General features: G+C 47.8%; 25 protein-coding genes and 1 tRNA gene. 3 read left to right on the forward strand and 23 right to left on the reverse strand.

Features of this window, described 5'->3' with window-relative positions:
• The first annotated feature begins 4 nt into the window (after positions 1-4).
• Positions 5-433: a flagellar export chaperone FlgN gene (gene flgN / locus IY568_RS19265; protein ID WP_194868432.1), complete on the forward strand. Its 429-nt coding sequence runs from the start codon at positions 5-7 to the stop codon at positions 431-433.
• Positions 434-456: 23 nt separating this feature from the next.
• Here the strand turns inward: flgN and IY568_RS19270 are convergent, their stop codons facing one another.
• The 3 genes from IY568_RS19270 to IY568_RS19280 all read right to left on the reverse strand — a co-directional run bounded on the left by IY568_RS19270 (position 457) and on the right by IY568_RS19280 (position 1,915).
• Entirely contained in the window at positions 457-798 is a 342-nt protein-coding gene (locus IY568_RS19270; RefSeq protein WP_194868433.1) for a hypothetical protein, read from the reverse strand.
• Positions 798-1,289 carry an ImmA/IrrE family metallo-endopeptidase gene (locus IY568_RS19275; RefSeq protein WP_125562114.1) on the reverse strand — a complete coding sequence of 164 codons (492 nt, stop codon included), beginning with the start codon at positions 1,287-1,289 and terminating at the stop codon, positions 798-800. Before IY568_RS19275 ends, IY568_RS19270 begins: the two co-directional genes overlap by 1 nt.
• A 131-nt stretch (positions 1,290-1,420) precedes the next feature.
• The gene (locus IY568_RS19280; protein WP_228553457.1) at positions 1,421-1,915 is read right to left on the reverse strand and encodes an LPP20 family lipoprotein; all 495 of its coding nucleotides are present in this window, start codon (positions 1,913-1,915) and stop codon (positions 1,421-1,423) included.
• 135 nt (positions 1,916-2,050) lie between these two features.
• Between IY568_RS19280 and IY568_RS19285 the strand changes: the two genes are divergently transcribed.
• Positions 2,051-3,241, forward strand: a complete 1,191-nt coding sequence (locus IY568_RS19285) for a flagellar assembly protein T N-terminal domain-containing protein (protein ID WP_010386768.1) — start codon at positions 2,051-2,053, stop codon at positions 3,239-3,241.
• A gap of 131 nt (positions 3,242-3,372) precedes the next feature.
• Here the strand turns inward: IY568_RS19285 and IY568_RS19290 are convergent.
• The 15 genes from IY568_RS19290 to rppH all read right to left on the reverse strand — a co-directional run bounded on the left by IY568_RS19290 (position 3,373) and on the right by rppH (position 17,679).
• A tRNA-Arg gene (locus tag IY568_RS19290) sits at positions 3,373-3,447 on the reverse strand.
• A 129-nt stretch (positions 3,448-3,576) separates the two neighbouring features.
• Entirely contained in the window at positions 3,577-4,236 is a 660-nt protein-coding gene (locus IY568_RS19295) for a FlgO family outer membrane protein (protein ID WP_125562121.1), read from the reverse strand.
• 2 nt (positions 4,237-4,238) lie between these two features.
• Entirely contained in the window at positions 4,239-4,892 is a 654-nt protein-coding gene (locus IY568_RS19300; RefSeq protein WP_125562123.1) for a FlgO family outer membrane protein, read from the reverse strand.
• A gap of 11 nt (positions 4,893-4,903) precedes the next feature.
• Positions 4,904-5,500 carry a FlgO family outer membrane protein gene (locus tag IY568_RS19305; protein ID WP_125562125.1) on the reverse strand — a complete coding sequence of 199 codons (597 nt, stop codon included), beginning with the start codon at positions 5,498-5,500 and terminating at the stop codon, positions 4,904-4,906.
• Positions 5,501-5,568: 68 nt separating this feature from the next.
• Positions 5,569-6,255, reverse strand: coding sequence for an SPOR domain-containing protein (locus IY568_RS19310; RefSeq protein ID WP_194868434.1), 687 nt, complete (start codon positions 6,253-6,255; stop codon positions 5,569-5,571).
• Between the two features lie 12 nt (positions 6,256-6,267).
• On the reverse strand, positions 6,268-9,243 hold the full coding sequence (locus tag IY568_RS19315; protein ID WP_194868435.1) for a carboxypeptidase regulatory-like domain-containing protein: 2,976 nt from the start codon (positions 9,241-9,243) through the stop codon (positions 6,268-6,270).
• 14 nt (positions 9,244-9,257) lie between these two features.
• Entirely contained in the window at positions 9,258-10,070 is an 813-nt protein-coding gene (locus IY568_RS19320) for a molecular chaperone (protein WP_194868436.1), read from the reverse strand.
• A 63-nt stretch (positions 10,071-10,133) separates the two neighbouring features.
• Entirely contained in the window at positions 10,134-10,589 is a 456-nt protein-coding gene (locus IY568_RS19325; RefSeq protein WP_194868437.1) for a DUF4402 domain-containing protein, read from the reverse strand.
• 35 nt (positions 10,590-10,624) lie between these two features.
• The gene (locus tag IY568_RS19330) at positions 10,625-11,197 is read right to left on the reverse strand and encodes a DUF4402 domain-containing protein (protein ID WP_228553458.1); all 573 of its coding nucleotides are present in this window, start codon (positions 11,195-11,197) and stop codon (positions 10,625-10,627) included.
• Positions 11,198-11,434: 237 nt separating this feature from the next.
• The gene (locus IY568_RS19335; RefSeq protein WP_194868438.1) at positions 11,435-12,049 is read right to left on the reverse strand and encodes a hypothetical protein; all 615 of its coding nucleotides are present in this window, start codon (positions 12,047-12,049) and stop codon (positions 11,435-11,437) included.
• A 69-nt stretch (positions 12,050-12,118) separates the two neighbouring features.
• Positions 12,119-12,952 (reverse strand): thymidylate synthase, encoded by an 834-nt coding sequence (locus IY568_RS19340; protein WP_125562140.1) that lies wholly within the window; start codon positions 12,950-12,952, stop codon positions 12,119-12,121.
• Between the two features lie 152 nt (positions 12,953-13,104).
• Positions 13,105-13,899, reverse strand: a complete 795-nt coding sequence (gene lgt, locus IY568_RS19345; protein ID WP_125562142.1) for a prolipoprotein diacylglyceryl transferase — start codon at positions 13,897-13,899, stop codon at positions 13,105-13,107.
• A 9-nt stretch (positions 13,900-13,908) separates the two neighbouring features.
• Positions 13,909-14,721, reverse strand: a complete 813-nt coding sequence (locus tag IY568_RS19350) for a sulfite exporter TauE/SafE family protein (protein WP_125562144.1) — start codon at positions 14,719-14,721, stop codon at positions 13,909-13,911.
• Positions 14,722-14,787: 66 nt separating this feature from the next.
• The gene (gene ptsP, locus IY568_RS19355; protein WP_194868439.1) at positions 14,788-17,067 is read right to left on the reverse strand and encodes a phosphoenolpyruvate--protein phosphotransferase; all 2,280 of its coding nucleotides are present in this window, start codon (positions 17,065-17,067) and stop codon (positions 14,788-14,790) included.
• Between the two features lie 93 nt (positions 17,068-17,160).
• Positions 17,161-17,679 (reverse strand): RNA pyrophosphohydrolase, encoded by a 519-nt coding sequence (rppH, locus tag IY568_RS19360; RefSeq protein ID WP_010386751.1) that lies wholly within the window; start codon positions 17,677-17,679, stop codon positions 17,161-17,163.
• A gap of 431 nt (positions 17,680-18,110) precedes the next feature.
• Here rppH and mutH point away from each other — a divergent pair, with 431 nt between their 5' ends.
• Positions 18,111-18,785: a DNA mismatch repair endonuclease MutH gene (gene mutH, locus IY568_RS19365; RefSeq protein ID WP_125562148.1), complete on the forward strand. Its 675-nt coding sequence runs from the start codon at positions 18,111-18,113 to the stop codon at positions 18,783-18,785.
• Positions 18,786-18,822: 37 nt separating this feature from the next.
• Here the strand turns inward: mutH and IY568_RS19370 are convergent, their stop codons facing one another.
• From IY568_RS19370 to mazG, 5 genes are all read right to left on the reverse strand, one after another.
• Entirely contained in the window at positions 18,823-19,173 is a 351-nt protein-coding gene (locus IY568_RS19370) for a hypothetical protein (protein ID WP_125562150.1), read from the reverse strand.
• A 195-nt stretch (positions 19,174-19,368) separates the two neighbouring features.
• A complete protein-coding gene (locus tag IY568_RS19375; protein WP_125562153.1) occupies positions 19,369-19,731 on the reverse strand; it encodes a hypothetical protein in 363 nt (120 codons plus the stop codon).
• 216 nt (positions 19,732-19,947) lie between these two features.
• Positions 19,948-21,240, reverse strand: coding sequence for a phosphopyruvate hydratase (gene eno, locus IY568_RS19380; RefSeq protein ID WP_125562155.1), 1,293 nt, complete (start codon positions 21,238-21,240; stop codon positions 19,948-19,950).
• 185 nt (positions 21,241-21,425) lie between these two features.
• On the reverse strand, positions 21,426-23,060 hold the full coding sequence (locus tag IY568_RS19385) for a CTP synthase (protein ID WP_125562157.1): 1,635 nt from the start codon (positions 23,058-23,060) through the stop codon (positions 21,426-21,428).
• Between the two features lie 103 nt (positions 23,061-23,163).
• Positions 23,164-23,964, reverse strand: a complete 801-nt coding sequence (gene mazG / locus IY568_RS19390; protein ID WP_194868440.1) for a nucleoside triphosphate pyrophosphohydrolase — start codon at positions 23,962-23,964, stop codon at positions 23,164-23,166.
• Positions 23,965-23,966: the final 2 nt, after the last annotated feature.

Here is a 23,966-nt window from a genome sequence, read left to right on the forward strand (position 1 = left end):
ATAAGTGGACGATCAAACGGCACTGTGTGCCCACCAGCTATCAGCGCAAATTAATCTTCTGGAAGCTCTGACCCAGCTTCTGGATGATGAGTTGGAGGCGCTAGCTTCTCGCAACGGTGACAACCTGAAGGAAATCGCACGCACTAAGCTCACGACCTTAAATCAGCTTCAAAAACTGGACAAAGATCTGTCCAAATATCCGCAAAGCACGTTTAGCCATGACGAAATAGTCCCCTTAACCGACCAGGTTAAAGAGTTATTATATCACTGTAAGAAACAGAATGACGTAAACGCACAAGCGGCACATCAGGCACAACTCACCGTGCGTGAACTTAAAGATATTTTAATTGGTGCACCAACTTCGATGACGTATGGCCAGGATGGCAGTGTTGTCTCTAACATGGGTGAGCTGGTTAAAAACCTCAAAGCCTGATCCGTTAGGTCAGGTTGATCAGGTTATGCTTTTGTGGGAAACAAATTTTTGGTGATCACCAGGATCACGCCAAATACTTCGGCCAGAGTCCCTGCCATATATAAGTTAAGCGTCCACTCCTCAAAGTGCAATTTATCCATACCAACCAGCACCAGTACCAAATTCATAATGAATAACTGAACAACTAGAATACCGATAAACCACCAGGCGTATTTCTGCTTCAGGCCACGGTCTGACTCTGCATCTTTGACCTTTTGAACCTGCATGGGGTCCACATTGGTAAACTTATTTTCTTTAAAGTTATGCTTAATTTGTGCAGCAAGTGATGAGTGCTCTGCCTTTTGCGCTTCCCTGCTTTGTGTCATTACAACAGCTCCAGCGCATTGAGCTTATATTTGAGTGCCTCAACAGAAACACCAAAGTGAATGGCCATCTCAAAATGGGCGACTTTCTTACGATGCAGTCTTTTCACTTCTTCATTGGGCATCAACAAGTTTGCCGCAAACTGATTAGCAAACACTTCTTCTTCGTCTTCGCCAGTTGACGCACTTGGTCCTCTGAGGTCGATGTATTCGTATTCTTTATCTGTGTTGTCAGATTCGATACGAGAAATATAATGACCCAGCTCATGGGCACAGCTAAACCGCTTACGATTTAAATGATCGTCCTGATGCAGCACGATAACAGGATCGACGCCGACTTCTTTGATCAACGCCCCGGACACTTTATCCGGCAACGCCATCTCAACAACTTCCAGCCCAAGTGACTTACAGATAGTAACAGGATCAACCGGAAACTGGCTGTCACACCATAAACGACTAAGCACTTTTTGAGCTTCATTTCTCGGGTCCAGCACCGACAAACCTCCTATTGACCTGACCATTCACCTCAGTCACGCTGAGGTAGTGTGTATATTTAAACAGTATAAATTGAAGGCACACTGAAAGCAAAGGACATAATTTGCCGGTTTTATTGACTAAGCTGCGCTCAGTAATACGTTACCCGTTCCACCTTGCGTGGCTTAACCTCACCAATATACAAATCGTAAACACGCTTCATATCCAGCTCCAGCTCAGTGGTGTAAATATCCCCGACCGCATAGCTCTTCATGACCTTAGCACCACGAATAAGACCCTGCACCTGGCTGCGTAGACCATCATTTTGCGCCACAGCCCCCTGTACCGTTGTACTGGCACTTAATCTGTGGCCATATACCTGTTCAGCCAACTCACGGTAAGCTTCCAGTTTGGATACCTTAATAGCCATCAGCATTTTTTCGCTCTCACTGCTGCCTGGCTGTGAACTCAAAGGAGCATAGCCAACGGCCTTGAGAACCGGGTAAGAGTCGGGTTTCACATAGCTGTATTCAACATGTTTATCTATGATAGAGCTACATCCTGCCAGCCCCAGTACCGTTGCAACAATACAGGACTTGACCAGGCCGACTACCCGTTGATGCCAAAGCGCTCTAAACTGATTCATAGGGGTAACTCCTCTGTGTGGCCCATTGGCCATATCATCAAGTAAGCAATCTGTATGCACAAACCTTGCCAACACCATTGGCACGGGACTTGCTCAGTTAGAACAGAGATTTGCAATCAGTTCGGTAATAAAGTCATGAAATTGTCGCGTATTATGAGTGTGTTACTGGCTACCGCCAGTTTTGGGGCCAGCGCAGAGTGGTTTGAAGTCACAGGCTATGCCAATGCCCACACCGAAGATATGGCCGAAGCACGACAAGAAGCCGTGCAGGACGCCATTACGCAGGCGCTGATCTTCTCCGGTGCGACCGTATCCAGTGTCCAGACACTGGCTGACGGAGTGTTAACACAAGATCAGATCAAGATTAAAAGTCATGGCGAGATCCAGCAGATCAACCTGGTATCTGAGCAAAAACAAGATGGTATCGTCAGTGTAACGTTGCACTTAGATATTTTCCCCAAGCTGGAACAATGCACTCAGGCCGCTGTTGCAAAACAAGTAACCATCACACAAAGCCAGCTCATTCAGCCACATCAGGCACGCCTGGGTCAAATTTTTGACATTGCCAAGGCCACCAGTGAACGACTGTATCATACCCTGGCACAACGCAAACTGACGGTGAAGCCCATTCCTTATCTGGATCATGCGATCAACGCCCGGCCCTTTTTCACTCAACGGTTTGAATATGATGAACAACTGATCGACTCTTTGACCACGTTAAGCAATAGTCAGTATGTGTTGATGAGTCAGATCACTGACGTCGCTGCCGGGGAACAAATGAATGATGATTACGCATTCTGGCAGGATGAGGAATACGTGCGCAGCTTTAAAATCGATTTTGTCGCATTCGATGCCCTTACCCGGGATAAAGTGTGGCAAAAGCACTATGCCGTCAGTGGCGTCTGGCCTTACGAAAAGACCAAGATTGTTGACGTCTATAGCGACACCTTTTGGCGTACCAATTATGCCAAACAGATCCAGAGCGTTTTTAACAGCGTGGCACAGGATCTGGACTCAGCCCTGTCCTGTTTGCCCAGCAGAGGCAAAATTTTACATCGCGAGCAGGGCAAGCTGGTCATCAATCTGGGCAGCAACCATGGTATTGAGATAGGCCAGTTGCTGACGATCTCTCATCGTCGGGATATGCAAAGCGCAACCAACCAGTTTTTTGCACAAAGTATCAAAACACTCAATCAAGTCCGTGTCACTCAGGTGAATGCTCAAAATGCGATCGCCGAAAACATCTCAAAACGTCCGCTGAATAATATTCAGATCAATGATTTGGTGGAAGTCATGGTACAAAAGCAGGAAGACTTTGCGCTGTAAGCGCGATACTCCGATAGAACACACAGTGAGGGTTAATAACCCACCGATAATTTGGATTACCTATCCCATTTAAAGCCGTTTTTACTGAAGTGTGATTGCTATATCAGAGTTGATTTGTAAAAGAAAAACGCTGGCGGCCCCTGCAGGAATCGAACCTGCAACTATCCCTTAGGAGGGGACTGTTATATCCATTTAACTAAGAGGCCGTGTCGCTGCGAAAAATACTAAGCGTTTTCGCTTAATTGGTCAACCATTTGATTATTAATACAATAAATGATTTTTTTACGATGGGTGGGCCGCGGCAAAGGCAAAATCAGCGCTTTGCCGCTAAATAGCTATCTGGCCGCGGTTGCGCCTGAATCCAACACAAAATAAGGGATCGTCACCATGCAACTGGCAACTACAAGACGGCTTTCAAAGTCTAGCAAGCGCGCATTGACCTCAACACCCCGATCACGATAAATCATCGTGCCAGAGAGCACATGACTGGGGTCGGGTTTACCCGGCAAGGCTCTGCTATCCCGAGAAAAAACAAAATCACCGCTACGTGTGACCTGGATCTGTTGCTGCGACTTAAAATCCAGGGCCGCATAGCCGAGCTTCTGAAAAGCATGGATCAGGTTCTCAGACAGCTGATTACCCAACTGGTTGCTGCTTCGCAGCGTATCGTCAAAGCTCACAAAGCTCGTCACCGCCACCGAATGTGGATGTACGCCCAGCAAAGAGTCGGATAACTCCAGCGCTATCTGAGACGCATAGTTGGCGACCTGTTTACGATGTCGCTCGCTTACAAACCCAGGGTCAACCGGATACTCGGCCTCAGGCGCCTGTTCTTCCAAAGCCTCGTACAACACTTCTATTTCACGAAATTTAGCCACTTTAGGCGTCATGGCAGTAGTCGTCACTGTTGACGAAGCAGGTTGATTGCCCATCATCTGACAACCGCTCAACATCACGACCGACAGCGTTAAGCCACTCAAAATGCGTGTTTTCATGATCACTCACCCGCTCTTTGTAACCGGATCCCGTCGTGGATCGCACCGTCTCTCAGTGCATTCACCACCGATTGAGGTAAAAACCCTTGTGCTGTACCGACCACCATTTTGCTTTGCATGCCCACTATCCGAGCGTTGACTAAGATCCCGCCCTGGTGATGCGACAATGTGCCTGCCAGCACGTATTTAAACGGTAACTCGTCAGACAGCTCTAAAAAGTCACGGCTGAAAATGAAATCACCATGTTTGGTGACTCGCATAAAATCCGTTGTTTTAAAGTCGATGACCGGCACGCCAAAATTATGCAGCTCGTGTATGAAACTTTCAGCAATCTGATTACCCAGCAAGGTGGCATGATTAAAGTCTTCATCTAAAAAGACAAAGCTCGATACCGCTACTGGTGTCTGATCATTAATGTATTTCACATTACTGACCATGTCTTGCATCAGCTTTTGTACGTAATGCGTCACGTTTTTGGCCGCCATACGTTGTGATACTGTCATTTGTTGCACCCCTCTGGGGTGCGCCTGAAACTGCTCCGCAGCACTAAACTTGCCAGGCGCCGCTGTTGTTTCCTGGTGCTTTGTCATGCCCAGTTGTGCACACCCAACCAAGGCAAGGGCAGGTAACACAAGCGCTATCACAGATTTTTTCATCTTTGTCTCCACTAATACTGGCCGCGATGTAACTTACCGTCTCGCATTTGGGCTTTTTCATTTCCCCACAATACCGCTTTGGGCACAGATATGGTCGCAGCGGATGCAGTGCGGCTGTCAAGCATAGTGATCAATCGCGCATTGATCGTGTAATGGTCATGGCTTTCACTGATGGTGCCCGTTAGCGCGAGGTCAAATTTATGACGTTCACGCAACAGCGTTATATCACGGTTTAATAGGTTATCGGCACTTTCCGACAAAGTTAAAGTGCGTTGTAACCGAAACTCTACCACTTCCAGCCCCATTTGCGTTACATAGCTGATCAGACTTTCCTGAACCTGAGTGCTTAAGCCACTGCCCTGGTTGCTCGCGACTGCATTACCCAGCTGGTCAGCAAGGTAAAAGCTCGTCACTGCAACAGTGGCGCCGGGCTTAAGCGGGCGACTGTGCTCCCCCAAAGCGGCAGCAAGTTGCCCCATATACTGATGTAATGTCGGCAAGGGGGGCGCTTGCTCCACCTTGTCTTGTTCCTGCGCTTTCATTATTCCAGCGCAGCCACTGAGCAGCACCGACAGGGCCAGTGCGACTATCACGGCAGGAAGTTGCATAATGATCACCTCTTTCTATTTGACGAGACAAATGCAAGAAACGATCCATTATGCGGTTTACGGGCATGTTATAACGTGGTCGGATTGTCCGTGTAGTGACTTAACAAACACTGTGGGTGAAACGGTCTGAGCTCAGCGCACAACGCCTGTCCCTGCGCCTTATTTTCAAACGCGCCAAGTTTTAGCCGGAAATACCGTTGACCACGGACCTCCACTTGCTCGACATTAACCGGATGCTGCCACAGTGGTGGATAGTCTTTTACCAGACGTTGGTGCACGATTTTTAGCTGGCTTTGCTTTCTGGTAGAAGCCAGTTGTACTGCAAACTCAGCCTTTTTTTTACCAGCCACTGTAGGCCTCTTTTCAGCGAACGCTTCCTTGACAGGTGCTTGTTCGGGTACAGAGACTTCAGGTACTTCAACAAGTGGCGTCGGCGCAGTCAAGCGCTGCTCGACGATGCCTGGCGACTTACTCTCTTGGGCGACCATCACCTCAGATTTTGTCCGTTGTGGATTTAGCGCTAACTGCAACTGTGTGCTTAACAAGTCAAGGTCCTGCTCAATGGCCAGTAACTCATTCACTTGCGGCGCCACCTGTTGCCACAGCGCAATACTGTGCTTCATCTGCTGCACTTCTGCATTCAGTTGCGTGATTTGCAGCTCTAATTCGGCCAGTCGCTGGTCATCCTGACCATTACTGGCGCACCCACTGACCAAGCCCAGCAAAGGCCATACCAGATAAGGTAATAACTTCATAGCTCGCTCCCTTTATTGTTTTATTTCTGTTTGTTCAAGCTGACAAGGCACACCAGCTGTTTGCAATGCATTACAACGTAGTTGCAGTTGCGCTGTATCAACATCATTTTGCGTGAATGCAATCCCCAGCATGTAAGTCTCTGTCTTGTCGTCAAAGAGATAAAATGGGGGAGCAGTGATCAATTGACGGTGTCGCTGACGCAGTAACATGGCGTAGGTTTTTAATACCGGCAGAGAGGTAAAGCGCCCGACAGAGAGCACCGTGATAGCCTGAGTTGACAGAGGTGCCAGCTGCAAGTCAACTTCCACCAGCACATCCCCCTGTTGTGATAACGCCACTTCTACTTGCTCGCTGTGCGTCAGCCCGCGCTTGGTCGCATTGGCAACCCGTGCCCGATAGCGACCCGGCTTAATGTCTGTGAATACATAATATCCGTCATACGCCGCCTGGGTGCGTGCAATCTGAGCTCCTTGTTCATCAAGCAAAGTTACATCGGCGTAGGGCACAGGGGCGTTTTCAGTATCGGTTTGTTGATACACGACCCCCTCTATTTCACTGGTGTTGACCAAAGGGAGCTCCAAATACTCAACATAACCTCGCCGTGGTGTTATCGCCATCCCTTCAATCGCAGGGGTAACAAAAGGCATCGCAAGGCTGTCAGTATCAATCACCATATCGGTTTTTTGATTAACAGGCATACCACTGAGTAACACCAGCCCCTGCTCGTCGGTGGTGCCCTGCATATAGTTTTGTAATGCCCGCACTCTGACTTCGGGTACCACTTCATCTAACTCGTCAAACACCCCATTGGCATTGTGGTCCAGATAAACTTTGACCAACACCGCGCCATTGCTGGCCAATCGTCGCTGACTGAACAACAGCCGTTCGCTTTGAGGGTGATAACCAAAGCTAAACTGCCCATTTATCCCCACTTCCCATTCATCGTAACTGTCGTAACTGAGCTGGCTGTTCAAACGAATTTTGTCGCCCAGCCAGTTCAAACCCAGTTCGCCTTTTTGATAATCAGTTTCAAGCGTCTCTCTGAAACTCAACTCAACGTTAAATTGCTCATTTAAACTGCGATAAAAACGCGTTTCATAGGCTATCAACTCAGTGTGTGGGTGCAAATCATAATCAAAAATCAGGCGACCAAATATACGCCCCAAACGAGTCTGAAATCTCAACTGACCCGACGTTGCGTGGTCGCCAGCAGCATTGTTAGATTGCCACTGCACCTGATTGCTGATATTCACACGACCTAAAGAGAGACTTAATCGATTGGTCAGCAAAGTATATTCAGTATCCTGATCGGAGCGATTCCATTGCACCTGATTTTGATAAGATAGCTGCTTATTCAGGACATTAAACATGCCCGACATACGCATATACAGCCCTCGAGTATCACGATGGTCATTATTCACTTTTGACGTGTTGAGCAATCGACGCTGTGTCTGCCAGCCCGCACTGATGGCCTGCCCAGCCCATTCAGTTCTGGCACTGAGTCTGGCACGGTGCTGCGATTCGCTGTCGTGGGATAAGTCCAGATTGAGGAGCATTTTTTTCCACAGACTTAGCGTACCACCCGTCGTGACTGTGCGCTCAATAAGCGCTTCATTCGACAGCGCCTGAGCAATACCGGCATAGACCGACATGGAGTCAGACAGACCCAGGTCGTAACGACCGTGAAAATGCAGACCTGATTGCGTAGTCAGGGCAAAATCATTATTTAATATTGAACTGCCGTTGTCAGTGACGGACACATCAAAGTAGCCCTGACCACTTTTCAGTCCGGTGCCTTCAACAAAATAGCTGCGCTGCTCACGCTCTACCTGTCCTTGTGGCCCATATTTAACCAGTTCAAATTGATTACTACCAAAGTACAAAGGGATACGGTCAAAATCATAACGACCTGTTTGGATCTGGAGTTGCTGCGCAACCAACAAATCATTGTGATACAACTCGACGTCCCAGCCAGCCTGCACCGAGCCACTGATCTGGACACTTTGCTCCTGTATTTCAGAATTCAGCGGCTTGTCGGACACTCGCACCCCAATACCTTGTCCGGTGGACTGCCCGGTACCAATATGGGTTGCCTGAATATCACCAACCTCTAACTGTGTGGCCTGCACCTGACCTAACAACCGCCCCTGGGCATCCTCTCTCTTCCCCTTAAAGCGACCCTGATCCAGCGCATCTCCCTCTGTGCCTGCAATAAAGTACTCTACATTCCAGAATGCCAGGTCATGTGCGCCCAACACCGAATAATAAAAAGCATCTTCATCATTGTCGCGACGATACCCGAACTGCGTGTCCATTAGGGGAGAAGATAATATTTGGTAAGGGTTAGGTTTCCAGGCGAGTCTAGAAGCTGAGCCGACGTTATACTGTGCAACCTTGCGATTAGCTCGTGCCTGACGCTCCAAAGCAGGCAACGGCAAAGGAGACTGTAACAACAATCTTTGGTCGCTATAGTTGAACTGAAGGTGCAACCCAAACCAGTCTGCAATCAGCGCAGACTCAACGAAAACTTCGCCCTGTACATGGGAAATATCCTGCTCCGAAAGCCGATATTCCTGCTCGTTGACCCTGGCTCGTTTTTGCGCACTATCAAGTAAAAAAGTACGCTCAGGGCTAAGGTACCAGCCGGTAAAATAGTCAGGCTGATTGTCATCGCTGATGGCAAAGTCCAGCACGGCAAACAAGCTGCGTAATTCGACTTGCGCATCGCGCTTACTTTTGACCGCAAACACCTCACCCAGATACACCCCGTCAGCATAAACAGACAAGAACAGGTCTTCCCCTTCCGGGATCCCGGCCTGCTCAGGCTGATTATTCACCGTCAGACTGGCCTGTGACTGCGACAGTTTTGCCTGTATGCGTTGCAGCGTATTGAGAACCTCAGAGAAATCCTGTTGTGAGGCACTATGTGCTGGCATTGTACTTGCGCAAATCAAAGCGAATACCACGCATGGTGCGATTCTAGCCATTAACCAGCCTGTATTCAGGGCACAGTAATAGAGAAAATGCGCTCAGCAAATGACTGTCCTTGATATTCATCACTGCCTGTATAAACCACTTTTAACTGCCCGGAGCGCACTCCCTGGAACATGCTCGGTTCCAGCAGTTTCAGCTGCAATTGTGCCTGACTAAGTTCCGGGTAAATACTGAAGCTGTTAACCAGTGCAGCCTCCTCCCAGTTTGCTCCACTTTGGGCACGCCAGAAAACGCGCACTCCGCCAAAGGGACTCGCATCTCCCTTGCGTGACAAAGTCAGATTAACCGTTTCTAATTGGCCGGTCTGGCCACGGCTCAGAGTGGCTTCATCAATAGACACTTGAGGTGTGGATGCGGACTGACGGTAGAGCAGCGGAATGCTGTAACTCATGATCATATTAAGCCTGATCCCTACCCCTTCCTGATCCAGATCTTTTTTCTCAGGTAATGCCTGAAAGAACAGATGCGAGCGATACTCTCCCACAGCCATGTCTCTTTGGCGGCGCAATGCCAGCTTAACGACCTGACGCTCACCTGGCGCAAGACGAACTTGTTTCGGTGTCATTCTGAGCAACCCACTCAGGCGCATGGGATTTTCCTGCTCAGACACATCTGTGTAGCCACCTTGTGGCAACGCCATTTTTTCTTTAAAACTCAAACGATAGGTTTTATATTCCTGACTACTGTTGATCAGAAACACCTTAGCACTGCGCTGACGCTCATCAAAGACAACCCGAGTGGGTGAAATCAATAAATTCGCGTAAACTTGTGCTGTCCAAGACAGTATTGCGAACAACACGACGTGGGTAATATACTTCATTGAATTTTGCCTATTTTACTGCTCATAGAGGCGAGTATCGGTGTTTCCCAGCTATTAGCTAAGTCAATAGCTTACTTCGACACTGACTGTAGTTGCATATTGACCATCGACATAAAGCGCTGCTGACCCCTGACTTTGTAACGTACCGCCAATTAACAGGCGGGCGCGGCCATCCCGGTCAGTGAATACCTTGGCAGGATGATGTAATTTAGTCACACTCAGTTTTCCCTCGGTGATGAGGTTACTATGCGCTAACTGATCATTGAGCAAATCAGTCGATATATTCAGATAAACACCCGCAGGAAACGATTCCAGCAGAAGTTCAGCCGGGTGTCCTTTTTTGATCACATGAATGCTGCCCGATGAGCTTGTGCCACCGCCTGGTGACACCACAACACTGCTCGCAACACTGGGGTCTGCCACGATTATAGTGCCAAAACTCAGATCCGCATTACGTACAATATTGGCCTGACTGCTCCAGCTGCAGAACAAGCCCAAAAGCACAGCCAGCATTTTCATGGGAGACCAGCGGACACCTTGCCCGCCTATACACACTAGTAGCTTAGCTCTACGTTAAAAGTGCCTTCATATTGACCATCAAGGTAATTGCCCTTATCCGCGCTTTCTGTCGTAAGCGTCGCGCCCACATTAAAGGCGATTTTACCGTCGGCATCAGCCTGAAGCGTAGTCGTTGCAGCAGCGGGGGTGGTGCCAGAAGTTACATAATAAGTAAAAGCGCTCAACTTGAAGCTTGGTGTACCTGGTGGCAAACTTTGTGGCAAAACATCCGTCTCAGTCGGGTTGGTAATGGTCAAAGAGGCATAGGGTGCGACACCATCAACAGTAAACTTAGCAGGAGTACCTGGCTCCAGAATCGCAATTTCGGCTTTTGACACATCAGTTGAAGCGGCTCGTGGTGCCGTATTGGGATTGGCAGAAATAATCAAAGTAGCCGTTTCTACACCACCCACATCACCACTGGCACGGATCGTACCAAAGCTCAGCGGCTCAGTATTTTCAAAAGTGAAAACATTTTTTACTGTTACTGACGCTTTAAACTCCGCAGGCTGTGCAGTAGTCAGTACCGGCATTGCAGCCAGGATTGAGAGTAGAGAGTACTTTTTCATTAACTTTTCCATCAGTAGGTCCTTTTTATCAAATAGCCGTATCCGTAATCGGCCAACAAATTTCGTGCACAGTGCATGGTCACCAAACACGTAAAACTACAACTTTATAGTGATTATTTATCATTAATCGAACGCCCTTGGGTAGAAAGGTGCTCAATTTGAATAAAAACACTACTCAGATGTCTAATATATCGTGACTAAATATAAAACTTCCAACTTTATTTCAAGTGTTTTTAGTTAGTTAACTAATTTACAGGGTTGACCACTGGCCTTAATTAAACGACAAAACAAGATACTTTCCTGCTCTGACCCAAACCCCGAAGCCTGTGTAAGGAAGAACTGGGAGCCATTTTGCGCAGGCGTTTGTGAATAAATTGTAACAGCATTAAATATCTCAGGATAATAACTTTGTATGAGTGAAAGAGATATCTTGATCCGTTGATTCTGTGCCTGTGCACGCGTATCTAGCAGATGACGACCAAATTGCACCACATACTGACTATGTCCCGATGTAGCAAAGGTATTCGTGACCGCTGTCGGCTCCGCCCGGTGGGTAGTAACAGGCTTTTCTGACTGAGTCAGCTTTTCTTCAATTGGCTTAATCCCACTGGAATCAGATAACAAAGTCAGCAGCTGAGTCAGGTCCTGCTCCATCTTAGCCACTCGTTCAATACTAGCTTTGTGCTGATTGTAGGTTTTGATTAATTCAGCCCGGGCTAGCGCCTCGGCCTCTTCATCCGGTGATGGGTTTGAACTGCAAGCAGATAAGAGCACAGTGACTGCAAGTAATATCGCATACATTATCGCACGCGTTGTGGTGCGTCGATGACACATGCCGGAATGGATCAACATCGATGTCGTGCTCCTTTTAAAACAAGCGGCCTTCACTGGCCGCCTACAACATATTACGTCTTGAGTACCTTAAATTGCAACAGGCGCTTTAATGTTAGGGTCAGCATCATACCCCTCTATTGCAAAATCTTCGAAACGGTAATCATAGATAGAGTCTGGCTTACGCAGGATATTTAGCGTCGGCAGGCCTTTCGGCTCTCGCTGTAACTGTTGCTCAATCTGCGCCATATGGTTTGAGTAGGCATGCAAATCACCAAAGCTCACAATCACTTCTCCAGGTTCTAGGTCGCATTGCTGCGCCAGCATATGCACCAGCAGAGACAAACTGGCGATGTTATACGGCAGTCCCAGGAAGATATCTGAGCTGCGGATGTAAAGTTGGCCGGATAATTTGCCATCTGCCACATAGAACTGATAAAGCAAGTGGCAAGGTGGCAACGCCATACGACCAGCCTCTACGTTCTCCTGTGGACTCATAGACTCATCAGGCAGATACTCAACATTCCAGCCATGAAATAAAATACGGCGGCTATTCGGGTTGTTTTTCAATGTATCAACAACATAGTCAATCTGGTTAATCTCACCACCTTCTTTGGTCGGCCACGCCGTCCACTGCTTACCATAAATCGGGCCCAGATCTCCGTTTTCCAGCGCCCATTCATCCCAGATTTTAACGCCGTTTTCATTCAACCAGGTTTTATTGGTATCCCCTTTTAAGAACCAGATCAACTCATTGGCAATACTCTTAAAGTGCAACTTTTTGGTGGTCAGCAACGGAAAACCATCCTGGAGGTTATGACGGATCTGACGGCCAAATACGGAGCGCGTACCTGTACCAGTTCGGTCCCCTTTCTGGGTGCCGTTTTCTAATACATCTCGCAACAACTCCAAATACACTTTCATGCTTTACTCCTCAAAATGATCTCTCTATTGACCCTACACAAGGGGTTTGTCTGGTACAAAAGTATACTACGTTCGCACGCCGGGGTAACTAATTCACGATGGGATTTATTGCAAGGCAGACAGGGACCCCGAGCTCGGGGTCCCGAAGTAGTTTAAGCGCTCGCTGTCGAGGTGCGCTTGTGGCTCCAAAGCATCAAGCCAAGGCCACCAATCATCATAGGTAAGGATAAAATTTGACCTTGAGAAATCATGCCAGCATACAAACCAATATGCGCATCCGGTTCACGGAAGTACTCAACGATAAAGCGGAATGTACCGTAGCCAACCAGGAACAAACCAGCAATACTGCCAGCCGGACGCGGCTGCTTGCGATACCAAATCAGCATGATGAATAACACCAAGCCTTCCAAAAAGGCTTCGTAGAGTTGCGACGGGTGACGAGCAAGCGGGCCGCCTGTCGGGAAAACCACCGCCCAGGGCACATCTGTGGGGCGACCCCACAACTCACCATTGATGAAGTTACCAATACGCCCGGCCAACAGGCCCACAGGGACCATAGGTACTACAAAGTCGCCCACGGCCAACGGTGACTTCTTAAATCGCCATGCAAAGATAAATATACCAGCAATGACACCCAATGCGCCGCCATGGAAGGACATGCCACCCTGATCGATGCGCAGCAGGTACATCGGGTTTTCAAGGAAGAGGTTGAACTGGTAGAAAAATACGTAGCCAATTCGTCCACCCAGGATAACCCCCAACATGCCATAAAATAGCAAGTCACTAACTTCATCTTTAGTCCAACCCGAATTGGGCTTATCGGCTTCTTTATTCGCCCACCACATGGCAAACGCAAAACCGATTAAATACATCACGCCATACCAGCGCACACTCAGGGGTCCAATCGAAAAGATAATTGGATCGATTTCTGGAAACTGCAAAGCCATCGCTTTCCCTCAATAAAATAACATTTTTCCCGCAATCACCACGAGCAGTAACGCGAACACTTTCTTAATCACTGGCACCGGCAGATAGTGCGTTGCTTTGGCGCCCATTGGCGCGACAAACCAGGATGTCAGCACAATACCAAATAATGCCGGCAAATACACAAAACCGGCAAACCCGTCTGTTAATTTCAATGCCTGTCCACCCGACACGACATAGCCAACAGAGCCAAATAAGGCAATCACAATCCCACTGACTGCCCCGCAGCCTATCGCTCTGCGCATATCCACAGAAAAGTAGCTCAACAGTGGCACAATCAATACGCCACCGCCAATCCCTATCATCGCGGACAAAGCGCCCATCAGGGTGGTGATAGCGGTTAAAACCGGGCCAGGCGGCAAGTCGCGCGGCTTTTCAGGGGCTGATGATTGAGAACTGAAGACCATTTTAACGGCAATAAGCAACACTGAAATGACAAACGTCCACTTTACCCAGTGCACCGGGATCAGTGAAACCATAAAGCCACTGACTAAAGCGCCCAGAGCCACGCCCGTCATCACCCAGGGCGCAATCTCCCAGGGCACATTGTGATTTCGGTGGTGCGCCAGCGCGGAGGAGGTTGACGTAAATAATATTGACGCCAAAGACGTCGCAATGGCCACAACAATCACATGTTCATTAGCCAGCACCTCGAAATACAATAAAATTGCCGACAGTACCGGGACGATGATCAAACCGCCGCCAATGCCTAATAACCCTGCAAGGAAACCAACCACACAGCCAAGCAAGGCGCAGCTCAAAATGAGTAACACACTGATTGTCATAAAGACGCTCTTATTATTATGGGCGCGTTATAGTAACGTATCTGAGCGAACGCCTCCAGTCGCGGTTCAGACAGTATCACTTTTGGTATAAAGTAACTCACTTAGCCCATGCGCTATCAGAAATTCACGTAATAGACGGTGAACCTGTTTGGCACTGGATGCCATAAGGCACTGAGTGAGCAAGGCTTCCATATCTTTTACTGCAAGCCGGCGCAGTGTCCACTTTATCTTATTCAGGGAGGAAATATTCATACTAAGACGACGAAATCCCATTGCCACAAGTAAGATGGCACCTTCCGGCTCACCACCCAGCTCACCACACAAACTAAATGGTAGCTCTAGCTGCTGACAGTCATCGGCAATTTTTTTCAGTACCCGCAGCACACTGGGATGATAAGGCTCAAACAACTCAGCCACCTGTGCATTGGCCCTGTCTACTGCCAGCAGGTATTGCGTTAAATCATTGCTACCCACCGAGCAAAAATCGACTTTTTCAGCCCATTCAGGCAATAAAAAGATACTCGATGGCACTTCAAGCATCACGCCGATGTCGGGTTTATCTATGGTATAAAATTGGTCGGCCCATTCTTCTTGTAGTTCAAAGTAGGCCTGTTCAAGCAGACCCAGAGCTTCATCAACTTCCTCGGTATGGCTAACCATAGGCAGCATAATACGTAAATTGCCCAGGCCCGCATTGGCTTTAAGCATGGCCTTGAGTTGATCTAAAAACAGCTCTGGATGATCAAGCGTAACCCGGATCCCTCGCCAGCCAAGAAAGGGGTTATCTTCACTGATATTAAAGTAGTCCAGTACCTTATCGCCCCCTATATCCAGCGTACGCATAATGACAGGCTCAGGATGATAGCGAGCCAGCACATCGCGATACCAGCTCTCCTGCTCAGCCTGAGAAGGGAATTGTCCACGCTGCATAAACCAGGCTTCGGTACGATACAAGCCCACACCATCACAGTACTTAGCACTGAGATGCTCGGTCGATAAGTCCAGGCCGGCATTGAGCAACAGACTGATGCGTTCACCATCCGCAGTGACAGAGGATAAATGGTGTTCAGCTTCAAATTTGTCGTGTAGCTGGCCCTCTTTGAGCTTGAGTGCGGAGTACTCATTACGTAACACGTCGGAAGGCGAAATGTAAACACGCCCTGCGTAAGCATCGAGGATCATATCTTTGCCATCGAACTGCAACAAGGGTATGTCTTCAATCCCCCAAATAGCAGGGATCCCCATTGCCCGAGTCAAAATGGAGGCATGTGAGTTTGCCGAACCGTGCACACTGATGACCCCTTTGAGTTTGTTTTTAGGGACCTCGGCCAGCATCGCGGGTGTCAGTTCGTTGGCAATTAAAATGGTGTTATCCGGGTAGCTCTTAACCATGCTCTCGGTGCTGACCAGGTGATGCAGAACTCTGAGCCCCAGATCTCGAACATCGACCGCCCGCTCTCGTATGTATGGATCAGACATGGCTTCAAACTGCGTCACCAGCTCAGTAATAACATGCTTTAGCGCAGATTTAGCATTCCACCCCTGCTCCAGTTGCTGTTCAACACGCTGCCCCAGACTGCGGGCATCCAGCAGTTGCTGATACACTTCAAACACAGCCAGAGCTTCTTTGGGTAACGAATCGCTGAGAGTATTTTTCAGCACATGAAACTCTTGTCGGGTCGCAGCAACCGCCTGCTGGAATAATTGTCGCTGCTGATGTATTTGCTCACACTGCTGAGATTCAATACTGGCAAAGTCGAGTTTAGGGATAACGACAAAGGCTTCACCCAGGGCAATACCAGGCGCACTTGCAACCCCTTTAAGCACCGATGTTTTATGACTGGAAGCATCCTGCTTCAGGACAGATTGTAATTCCACCTGCGCAAGTTGTGAGGCCAGCTGGGCAGACAGTGTAATTAAGAAGGACTCCTCATCATGGCTGAAGACGCGCTCTTCTCGTTGCTGAACCACAATCACGCCCAGCACTTTTCGTTGATGCACAACAGGTACAGACAAAAAGGCATTGTAGCCCTCTTCGTGCACCTCGGCGTGTAATTTGAATCTGGGGTGACTCTGGGCATGCGCGATATTGATGGGCTCTTCACGCTGGGCAACCAACCCAACCAGACCCTCTGTGAAGCCGACCCGAAATTGGCCAACGGCGTCCGGATTGAGGCCGTCACTGGCCATCAGTACAAAGTTGTCCTGACTATAATCGGCAAAGTAAACGGAACAACACTCAGTGTGCATTGCTTCCTTAACCATCATCACAAAGCGAGATAAGGCCGTTTCGAGGTTATCCTGCTGTGAGACTACCTCCGCGATGGTTCGTAATGTTGCTAACACACCTGACTCCTAAATTGGTAGAAATCGCTCTGTACTGCTCATTTACTCTTTCTGTTAAGCATAACCAACACTGGTGACGATACGCTATGCTATCTAACGACGTCGCCAGTGGTCTTTATGTGCATGTTCTTTACGATTAAAAGGCATCGCAAAGGGGGCAAACTCTTTCATCACCCTGCGGTATACATCGCGTTTAAACGACACAACCTGGCGCACAGGATACCAATAACTGACCCAACGCCAATCATCAAATTCAGGGTGATGTGTGCGCATTAAGTCTACATCTTCATCTTTGCACTTGAGTTTCAGCAGAAACCATTTTTGCTTCTGGCCAATACACACTGGACTTGAGTCTTTACGGATCAGTCGCTTTGGTAATTTATAACGTAACCAATGTTTTGAGCTGGCAACGATTTCCACATCTTCCGGTCGTAGCCCAACCTCTTCATGCAGTTCACGGTACATGGTCTGCTCGGGCGTTTCACCTTCATCCACACCCCCTTGCGGAAACTGCCATGAATGCTGGCCATAGCGCCGCGCCCAAAATACCTGCCCCTGATTGTTACAAATAACAATTCCTACATTGGCACGAAATCCTTCGGCATCAATCACCTTAAGTGCCTCGTATATTTGTTTGATATGATTTTGATTGTTCCACAACTCAGAGCACTGGGCAAATTTAATTCCTGCTTTTACGCAACTTACCCACAACTTGTGCATAAGTTTGACTAATCATGATGATTTTACAAACAAATCCACAATAACCTAGTCAAATTTGCATTTTCTCCACAGAATCTGTGGATAATTATGTTTATATACTTGTATTTATCCAATGGATGGCCATTTTTGACTCTGAATGATGTTGGATGAAATTTAAAAAAGCCATATAAATCAGAAAATTAAATCGAGATAGTGAGAAAGTCACAGCTTAAAGAATAACCCACAGAGAAGGCGTTCAAAAAACACACAAACCTGTATTAATCCACATTTCCTAATTATTTTTGTTACCATACGAGGCCAATCAGATAGTGACGAGCCAGACTGTGCAAAAGCCAACCCCACCCCAATCCATTGCTGAACTCATGACCCGTGTAGATGCCATTGCCGGGCAGACCCTGGGGGAACTGGCTGCGCAGTTTCATTTTAAAACCCCACAAGATCTGACCCGGGAAAAAGGCTGGCCTGGCCAGCTCATTGAATATGTGTTGGGAGCCAGTGCAGGCTCTAAACCAGTGCCTGACTTTGAGTTTATCGGTGTCGAACTAAAAACCCTGCCCATAGGCTATAACGGCAAACCACTCGAAACCACCTATGTGTCAGTGGTTCCCCTCACCAATCTGACCGGTTTACGCTGGCAAGACAGTACCGTAAAGAAAAAGCTTACTCATGTATTGTGGCTGCCGATTTTAGCGGAACGAGACATCGCCCCGGTTGATCGCACAATAGGGACAGGCTTTTTATGGCAACCAACTGCGATTCAGGAGCATCAGCTACAACGAGACTGGGAAGAACAAATTGAATTAATTGCACTTGGGCGTGTAGATGAGATCAGTGGCAAACTTGGTGAAGTAATGCAGATCCGACCAAAGGCCGCCAATAGTAAAGCGCTAACAGACGCCATTGGTCCACAAGGTAAACTGATAAAAACCCTGCCACGCGGGTTTTATCTGAAAATGCAGTTTACACAGGGTATTTTGTCGCAACAGTATGCTGGTTGAGCCTGATTGAATATGTCAGGCTCTCTGTATCAAATGACTACTTTTTCAAACTGATATGGTAAAAGCCATGATCTTCAAAAGTAACCCAGCTTCCTTTGTTACAGTCCGCTGCAGTCCCTTTGCTGAAGTATACTACCACCTCTTTTTGTGCACCAAGTGCAACCAATAAGCTACTGTATACCGCGTTACAGAACTTGCCTTTTTCCGAATCGTTTAAAAAACAGATCCCACCATTACTTACTACACCATCTATAGAAGCATACAATCGACTATTCGCTCCCAGTGATACTGAACTCACTTTACCTTTACATGAGTAGTTTGCAAATGCAGGTGCACTAATGCTGGCTGCAACCAAAGAAATAGACGCAATAAGTTTTTTGAATTTCATAATAAGTCCATTATTAATTATTATCTGGCCGGGTATGATACAGGAACATAGAGTAAATTGCACAAAAAAGCCGCGTTAAATTACGCGGCTTTTTTATCTGGTCAGATTGATTACTGACCTATAAACCAAGGCAATTTAGCTAAACAACTTGTGGGTTAGTGGCAGAACGCATCATTCCCACAGCCGCTTCAATGGTTATTTCTTCAGAGCAAATTTTTTCATGCCCAGTTTATCTAACGAAATCCATCTTCCTGTTGGACAGGTTGTGGTGTCTTTAAACCAAAAAGTGACCTCCTGCTGAGTTGTCAAAGCCACCAATAAAGCGCTATAGATACCCTGACAGTATTCACTTTGGCTGCCATTCAAATGGCAAATACCTGCATCGTGTGCTCTGCCACTAGATCCATTCCAGTTGGTCATGGTAACCAGTAATCGACTACCCGGGTCCAGCTGAACGTTGCTTACTTTTGCCGTACACACAGCTTCAGCCGCATTTACGTTAGCTGAATATCCAAATGCGAGTGCGCCGAGCATAAGGCAAGAGCTTAAATACTTCATAATTTTTGATGGTTCCTATCAGTTCCGAGTGAAAGCCTGTTGACGAGTTCAGACTACTAAGCTTCACAATAAAATTGAGGGACATTATACTGATTTTGTAGAGCGGACTGAAGTTCAAATGCTGTGGGATGAGCTAACTGCATAATAGAAAAGGCCAGCAAAAAATGCTGGCCTAAAAGCTTTCTATCTAATTTAGGACGGATCAGATAACAGAAATTACTGACCTTTGATCTCGCTACGACCTTTGTAGACAGCCTTATCGCCAAGCGCTTCTTCGATACGTAATAGCTGGTTGTACTTAGCAACGCGGTCAGAACGACACAGTGAACCTGTCTTGATCTGGCCAGCTGCTGTACCCACAGCTAAGTCTGCAATCGTTGCGTCTTCTGTTTCGCCTGAACGGTGAGAAATAACCGCTGTGAAGCCTGCATCCTGCGCCATCTTGATTGCATCCAGTGTTTCAGACAGTGAACCAATTTGGTTGAACTTAATCAGGATAGAGTTACCGATCTGCTCATCGATACCACGCTTAAGGATCTTCGTGTTGGTAACGAACAAATCGTCACCGACCAGCTGGACTTTATCACCGATCTTATCTGTCAGGATCTTCCAGCCAGCCCAATCACTTTCGTCCAGGCCATCTTCGATAGAAACGATTGGGTAACGTGCTGCCAGATCGGCCAGGAAGCCTGCGAAGCCTTCAGAATCGAATGCTTTGCCTTCACCCTGCAGGTCATATTTGCCGTCTCTGTAGAACTCAGAAGCTGCACAATCCAGCGCCAGCGTCACATCCTGGTTCATTTCATAACCTGCTGCGGCAACCGCTTCAACGATCACTTCCAGAGCTTCTTCATTTGATTTAAGATCTGGTGCAAAGCCACCTTCATCACCTACAGCGGTATTCAGGCCACGTGACTTAAGTACTTTTTTCAGGCTATGGAAGATTTCTGCACCCATGCGCAGTGCTTCACGGAAGCTTTTCGCACCAACCGGCTGAACCATGAACTCCTGAATATCAACGTTGTTGTCTGCGTGCTCACCGCCGTTCAGAATGTTCATCATAGGTACAGGCATAGAGTACTGACCAGCAGTGCCATTGATGTCTGCAATGTGTTCGTACAGTGCAACACCTTTTTCCTGAGCAGCAGCCTTAGCGGTTGCCAAAGACACTGCCAGAATCGCGTTTGCACCCAGCTTTTCTTTGTTTTCAGTGCCGTCTAAATCCAGCATCAGCTGATCGATTGCACGTTGTTCCAGGGCATTGTGTCCGTTCAGGGCTGCTGCAATTTCATTGTTCACATAGTTTACCGCAGTCAGTACACCTTTACCCAGGTAACGAGCTTTATCTCCGTCACGTAATTCAAGTGCTTCGCGAGTTCCTGTTGATGCACCTGATGGTGCACATGCGCGGCCCCATGCGCCCGACTCTAAATGAACATCGGCTTCAACGGTAGGGTTACCACGTGAGTCCATAACTTCACGGCCAATCACTTTTACGATTTTTGACATCTTGATTCCTCTTTTCCCAAAGTGGTGAGTGTGTTGTGTGTCTGCTTTCGCATTGCTATATAACCGCGCTGGGTTTATTGATGGCCCATGCAAAGTGGAGCCTGACAGTTACATAGCGATGCGCTGGATTATTTAACGCATTCGGTAATTAAAAAAGCCGTGCACTGAGGCACGGCTTTTTATTATTAAGAGTCAGCTTTTTGGTAGCTGAACGCAGCTGCAACGAAACCCTCAAATAACGGGTGGCCGTCGCGTGGCGTAGAAGTAAACTCAGGGTGAAACTGAGCGGCAATAAACCAAGGATGATCTTTATTTTCGATGATCTCAACCAGCTTTTTGTCTTCTGACAGGCCAGTGAATGCCAGACCAGCCTGCTCAAGGCGCTCAACATAATGGTTGTTCACCTCGTAGCGGTGGCGGTGACGCTCTGTGATCTCCGCATTGCCATATACGTCGCGTACTTTTGAACCTTCTTTCAGGTGACACAGCTGAGCACCCAAGCGCATTGTGCCGCCCAGATCCGACTCTTCGGTACGGGTTTCAACCTTACCATCAGCATCTAACCATTCAGTGATCAGACCAACTACCGGATGAGGTGATTTGGTATCGAACTCAGTCGAGTTAGCACCTTCCAAACCCGCTACATTGCGTGCGTATTCAATCAGTGCAACCTGCATTCCCAAACAAATGCCCAGGTAAGGTACCTTGTTTTCACGAGCATATTTGGCCGCCAGGATCTTACCTTCAACACCACGGTTACCGAAACCACCCGGTACCAAAATCGCATCCAGATGCTCGAGCAGTTCAGTGCCTTTGCTCTCGATGTCCTGTGAATCAACATACTCGATGTTTACGGTCACTCGATTCTTAAGTCCCGCGTGCTTAAGTGCTTCATTGACTGACTTGTATGCGTCTGGCAATTCAATGTATTTGCCGACCATACCAATGGTCACTTCACCAGTCGGGTTTGACTCCTGATATAACACTTGTTCCCACTCTGACAGGTCCGCTTCCGGTACATCCAGATAGAAACGACGACATACCAGGTTATCCAATTCCTGAGATTTAAGCAGCGCAGGGATTTTGTAGATGCTATCTACGTCCTGCAATGAAATAACGGCTTTTTCTTCTACGTTCGTGAACAGTGCGATCTTAGCACGCTCATTGGCTGGTAATTTGCAGTTTGAACGACAAACCAAAATATCCGGTTGAATACCAATTGAACGCAATTCTTTAACAGAATGCTGAGTTGGTTTAGTTTTCACTTCGCCCGCAGCGCCCAGGAAAGGTACTAGGGTCAAATGCATAAATAAAGCGTGCTCACGGCCCAGCTCAGTACCGAGCTGACGGATCGCTTCAAGAAAAGGTTGTGACTCGATGTCACCCACAGTACCACCAATTTCAACAATGGCGATATCGTGGCCTTCAGCGCCTTCAAGTACACGACGTTTAATGTCGTTGGTGATGTGTGGGATCACCTGAATAGTCGCGCCCAGGTATTCACCTTTACGCTCGCGACGCAGCACATCTTCAAAAACACGACCTTGTGTGAAGTTGTTACGGCTGGTCATTTTGGTGCGAATGAAACGCTCATAGTGACCTAAATCCAGGTCAGTTTCTGCGCCGTCTTCTGTCACAAAGACTTCACCATGTTGGATCGGGCTCATCGTGCCAGGGTCAACATTGATATAAGGATCCAGCTTAAGGATAGTGACGTTTAAACCACGCGCTTCTAATATTGCAGCTAATGAAGCAGCAGCAATACCTTTACCCAAGGAGGAAACAACTCCGCCCGTTACGAAGATAAATTTTGTACTCATGCGAACCCTAGAATATCAGGAAAAATGGAATTTAAATAAGAATCAAGACGGGGCAATAGTATAGCAAAAACGCTAGGGGCAATCCAGCGAAAAATCACCCCCTTTAATTATTCTCACCTGAACGCTGACGTCGCTTGACCTCTTCCCAGGCATCATCCATTTGCGCCAAACTGGCGTCAGATAAGGCTATCTGTTGTTCCGCCAGAATACCTTCAATGGCGCTAAAACGGCCAATAAATTTGTCACTCGCGCGACGTAGTAGCTGTTCCGGGTCACGTTTTACATGTCGCACTACATTCACGGTGGCAAACAACAAATCTCCCAACTCCTCAGCACTGTGCTCAGACAGCGGGTCCTGACTCAGTGCTTCATTCACCTCAGTGACCTCTTCAGCCACTTTATCCAGCGCGCCCTGATAAGTAGGCCAGTCGAACCCCAAAGAAGCCGCGCGCCTTTGAATTTTCGCCGCCCGCGAAAGAGCGGGCAGGTTTAATGGCACATCGTCACCAAAGCCCGTAGACTGAGCACCACGCTCAGTGTCTTTGATTGCCTGCCACTGCGCCTGTAATTCGGCGTCACTCAATGTCGCATCCGGTGTGTCAAAAACATGGGGGTGACGGCGTACCAGCTTATTGTTTAGCCCCTTCACTATGTCTTCAAACTCAAACAACCCGGCTTCTTTACCCAACTGGGCATAAAATATCACCTGAAACAGTAAATCCCCCAACTCATCTTTGAGCCCGGCAAAATCTTGCTTTTCTATGCTATCGGCCACTTCGTACGCTTCTTCCAGTGTATGTGGCACTATGCTTTCGAAGGTCTGTTGTTGATCCCAGGCGCAACCCTTTTGTGGATCGCGCAGGGTCGCCATGATATCCAGCAACTGCTGTAACGGGGCACTCATAC

Origin of the sequence: Pseudoalteromonas sp. PPB1 (assembly GCF_015356275.1) — a bacterium.
Classification (GTDB): domain Bacteria; phylum Pseudomonadota; class Gammaproteobacteria; order Enterobacterales; family Alteromonadaceae; genus Pseudoalteromonas; species Pseudoalteromonas rubra_D.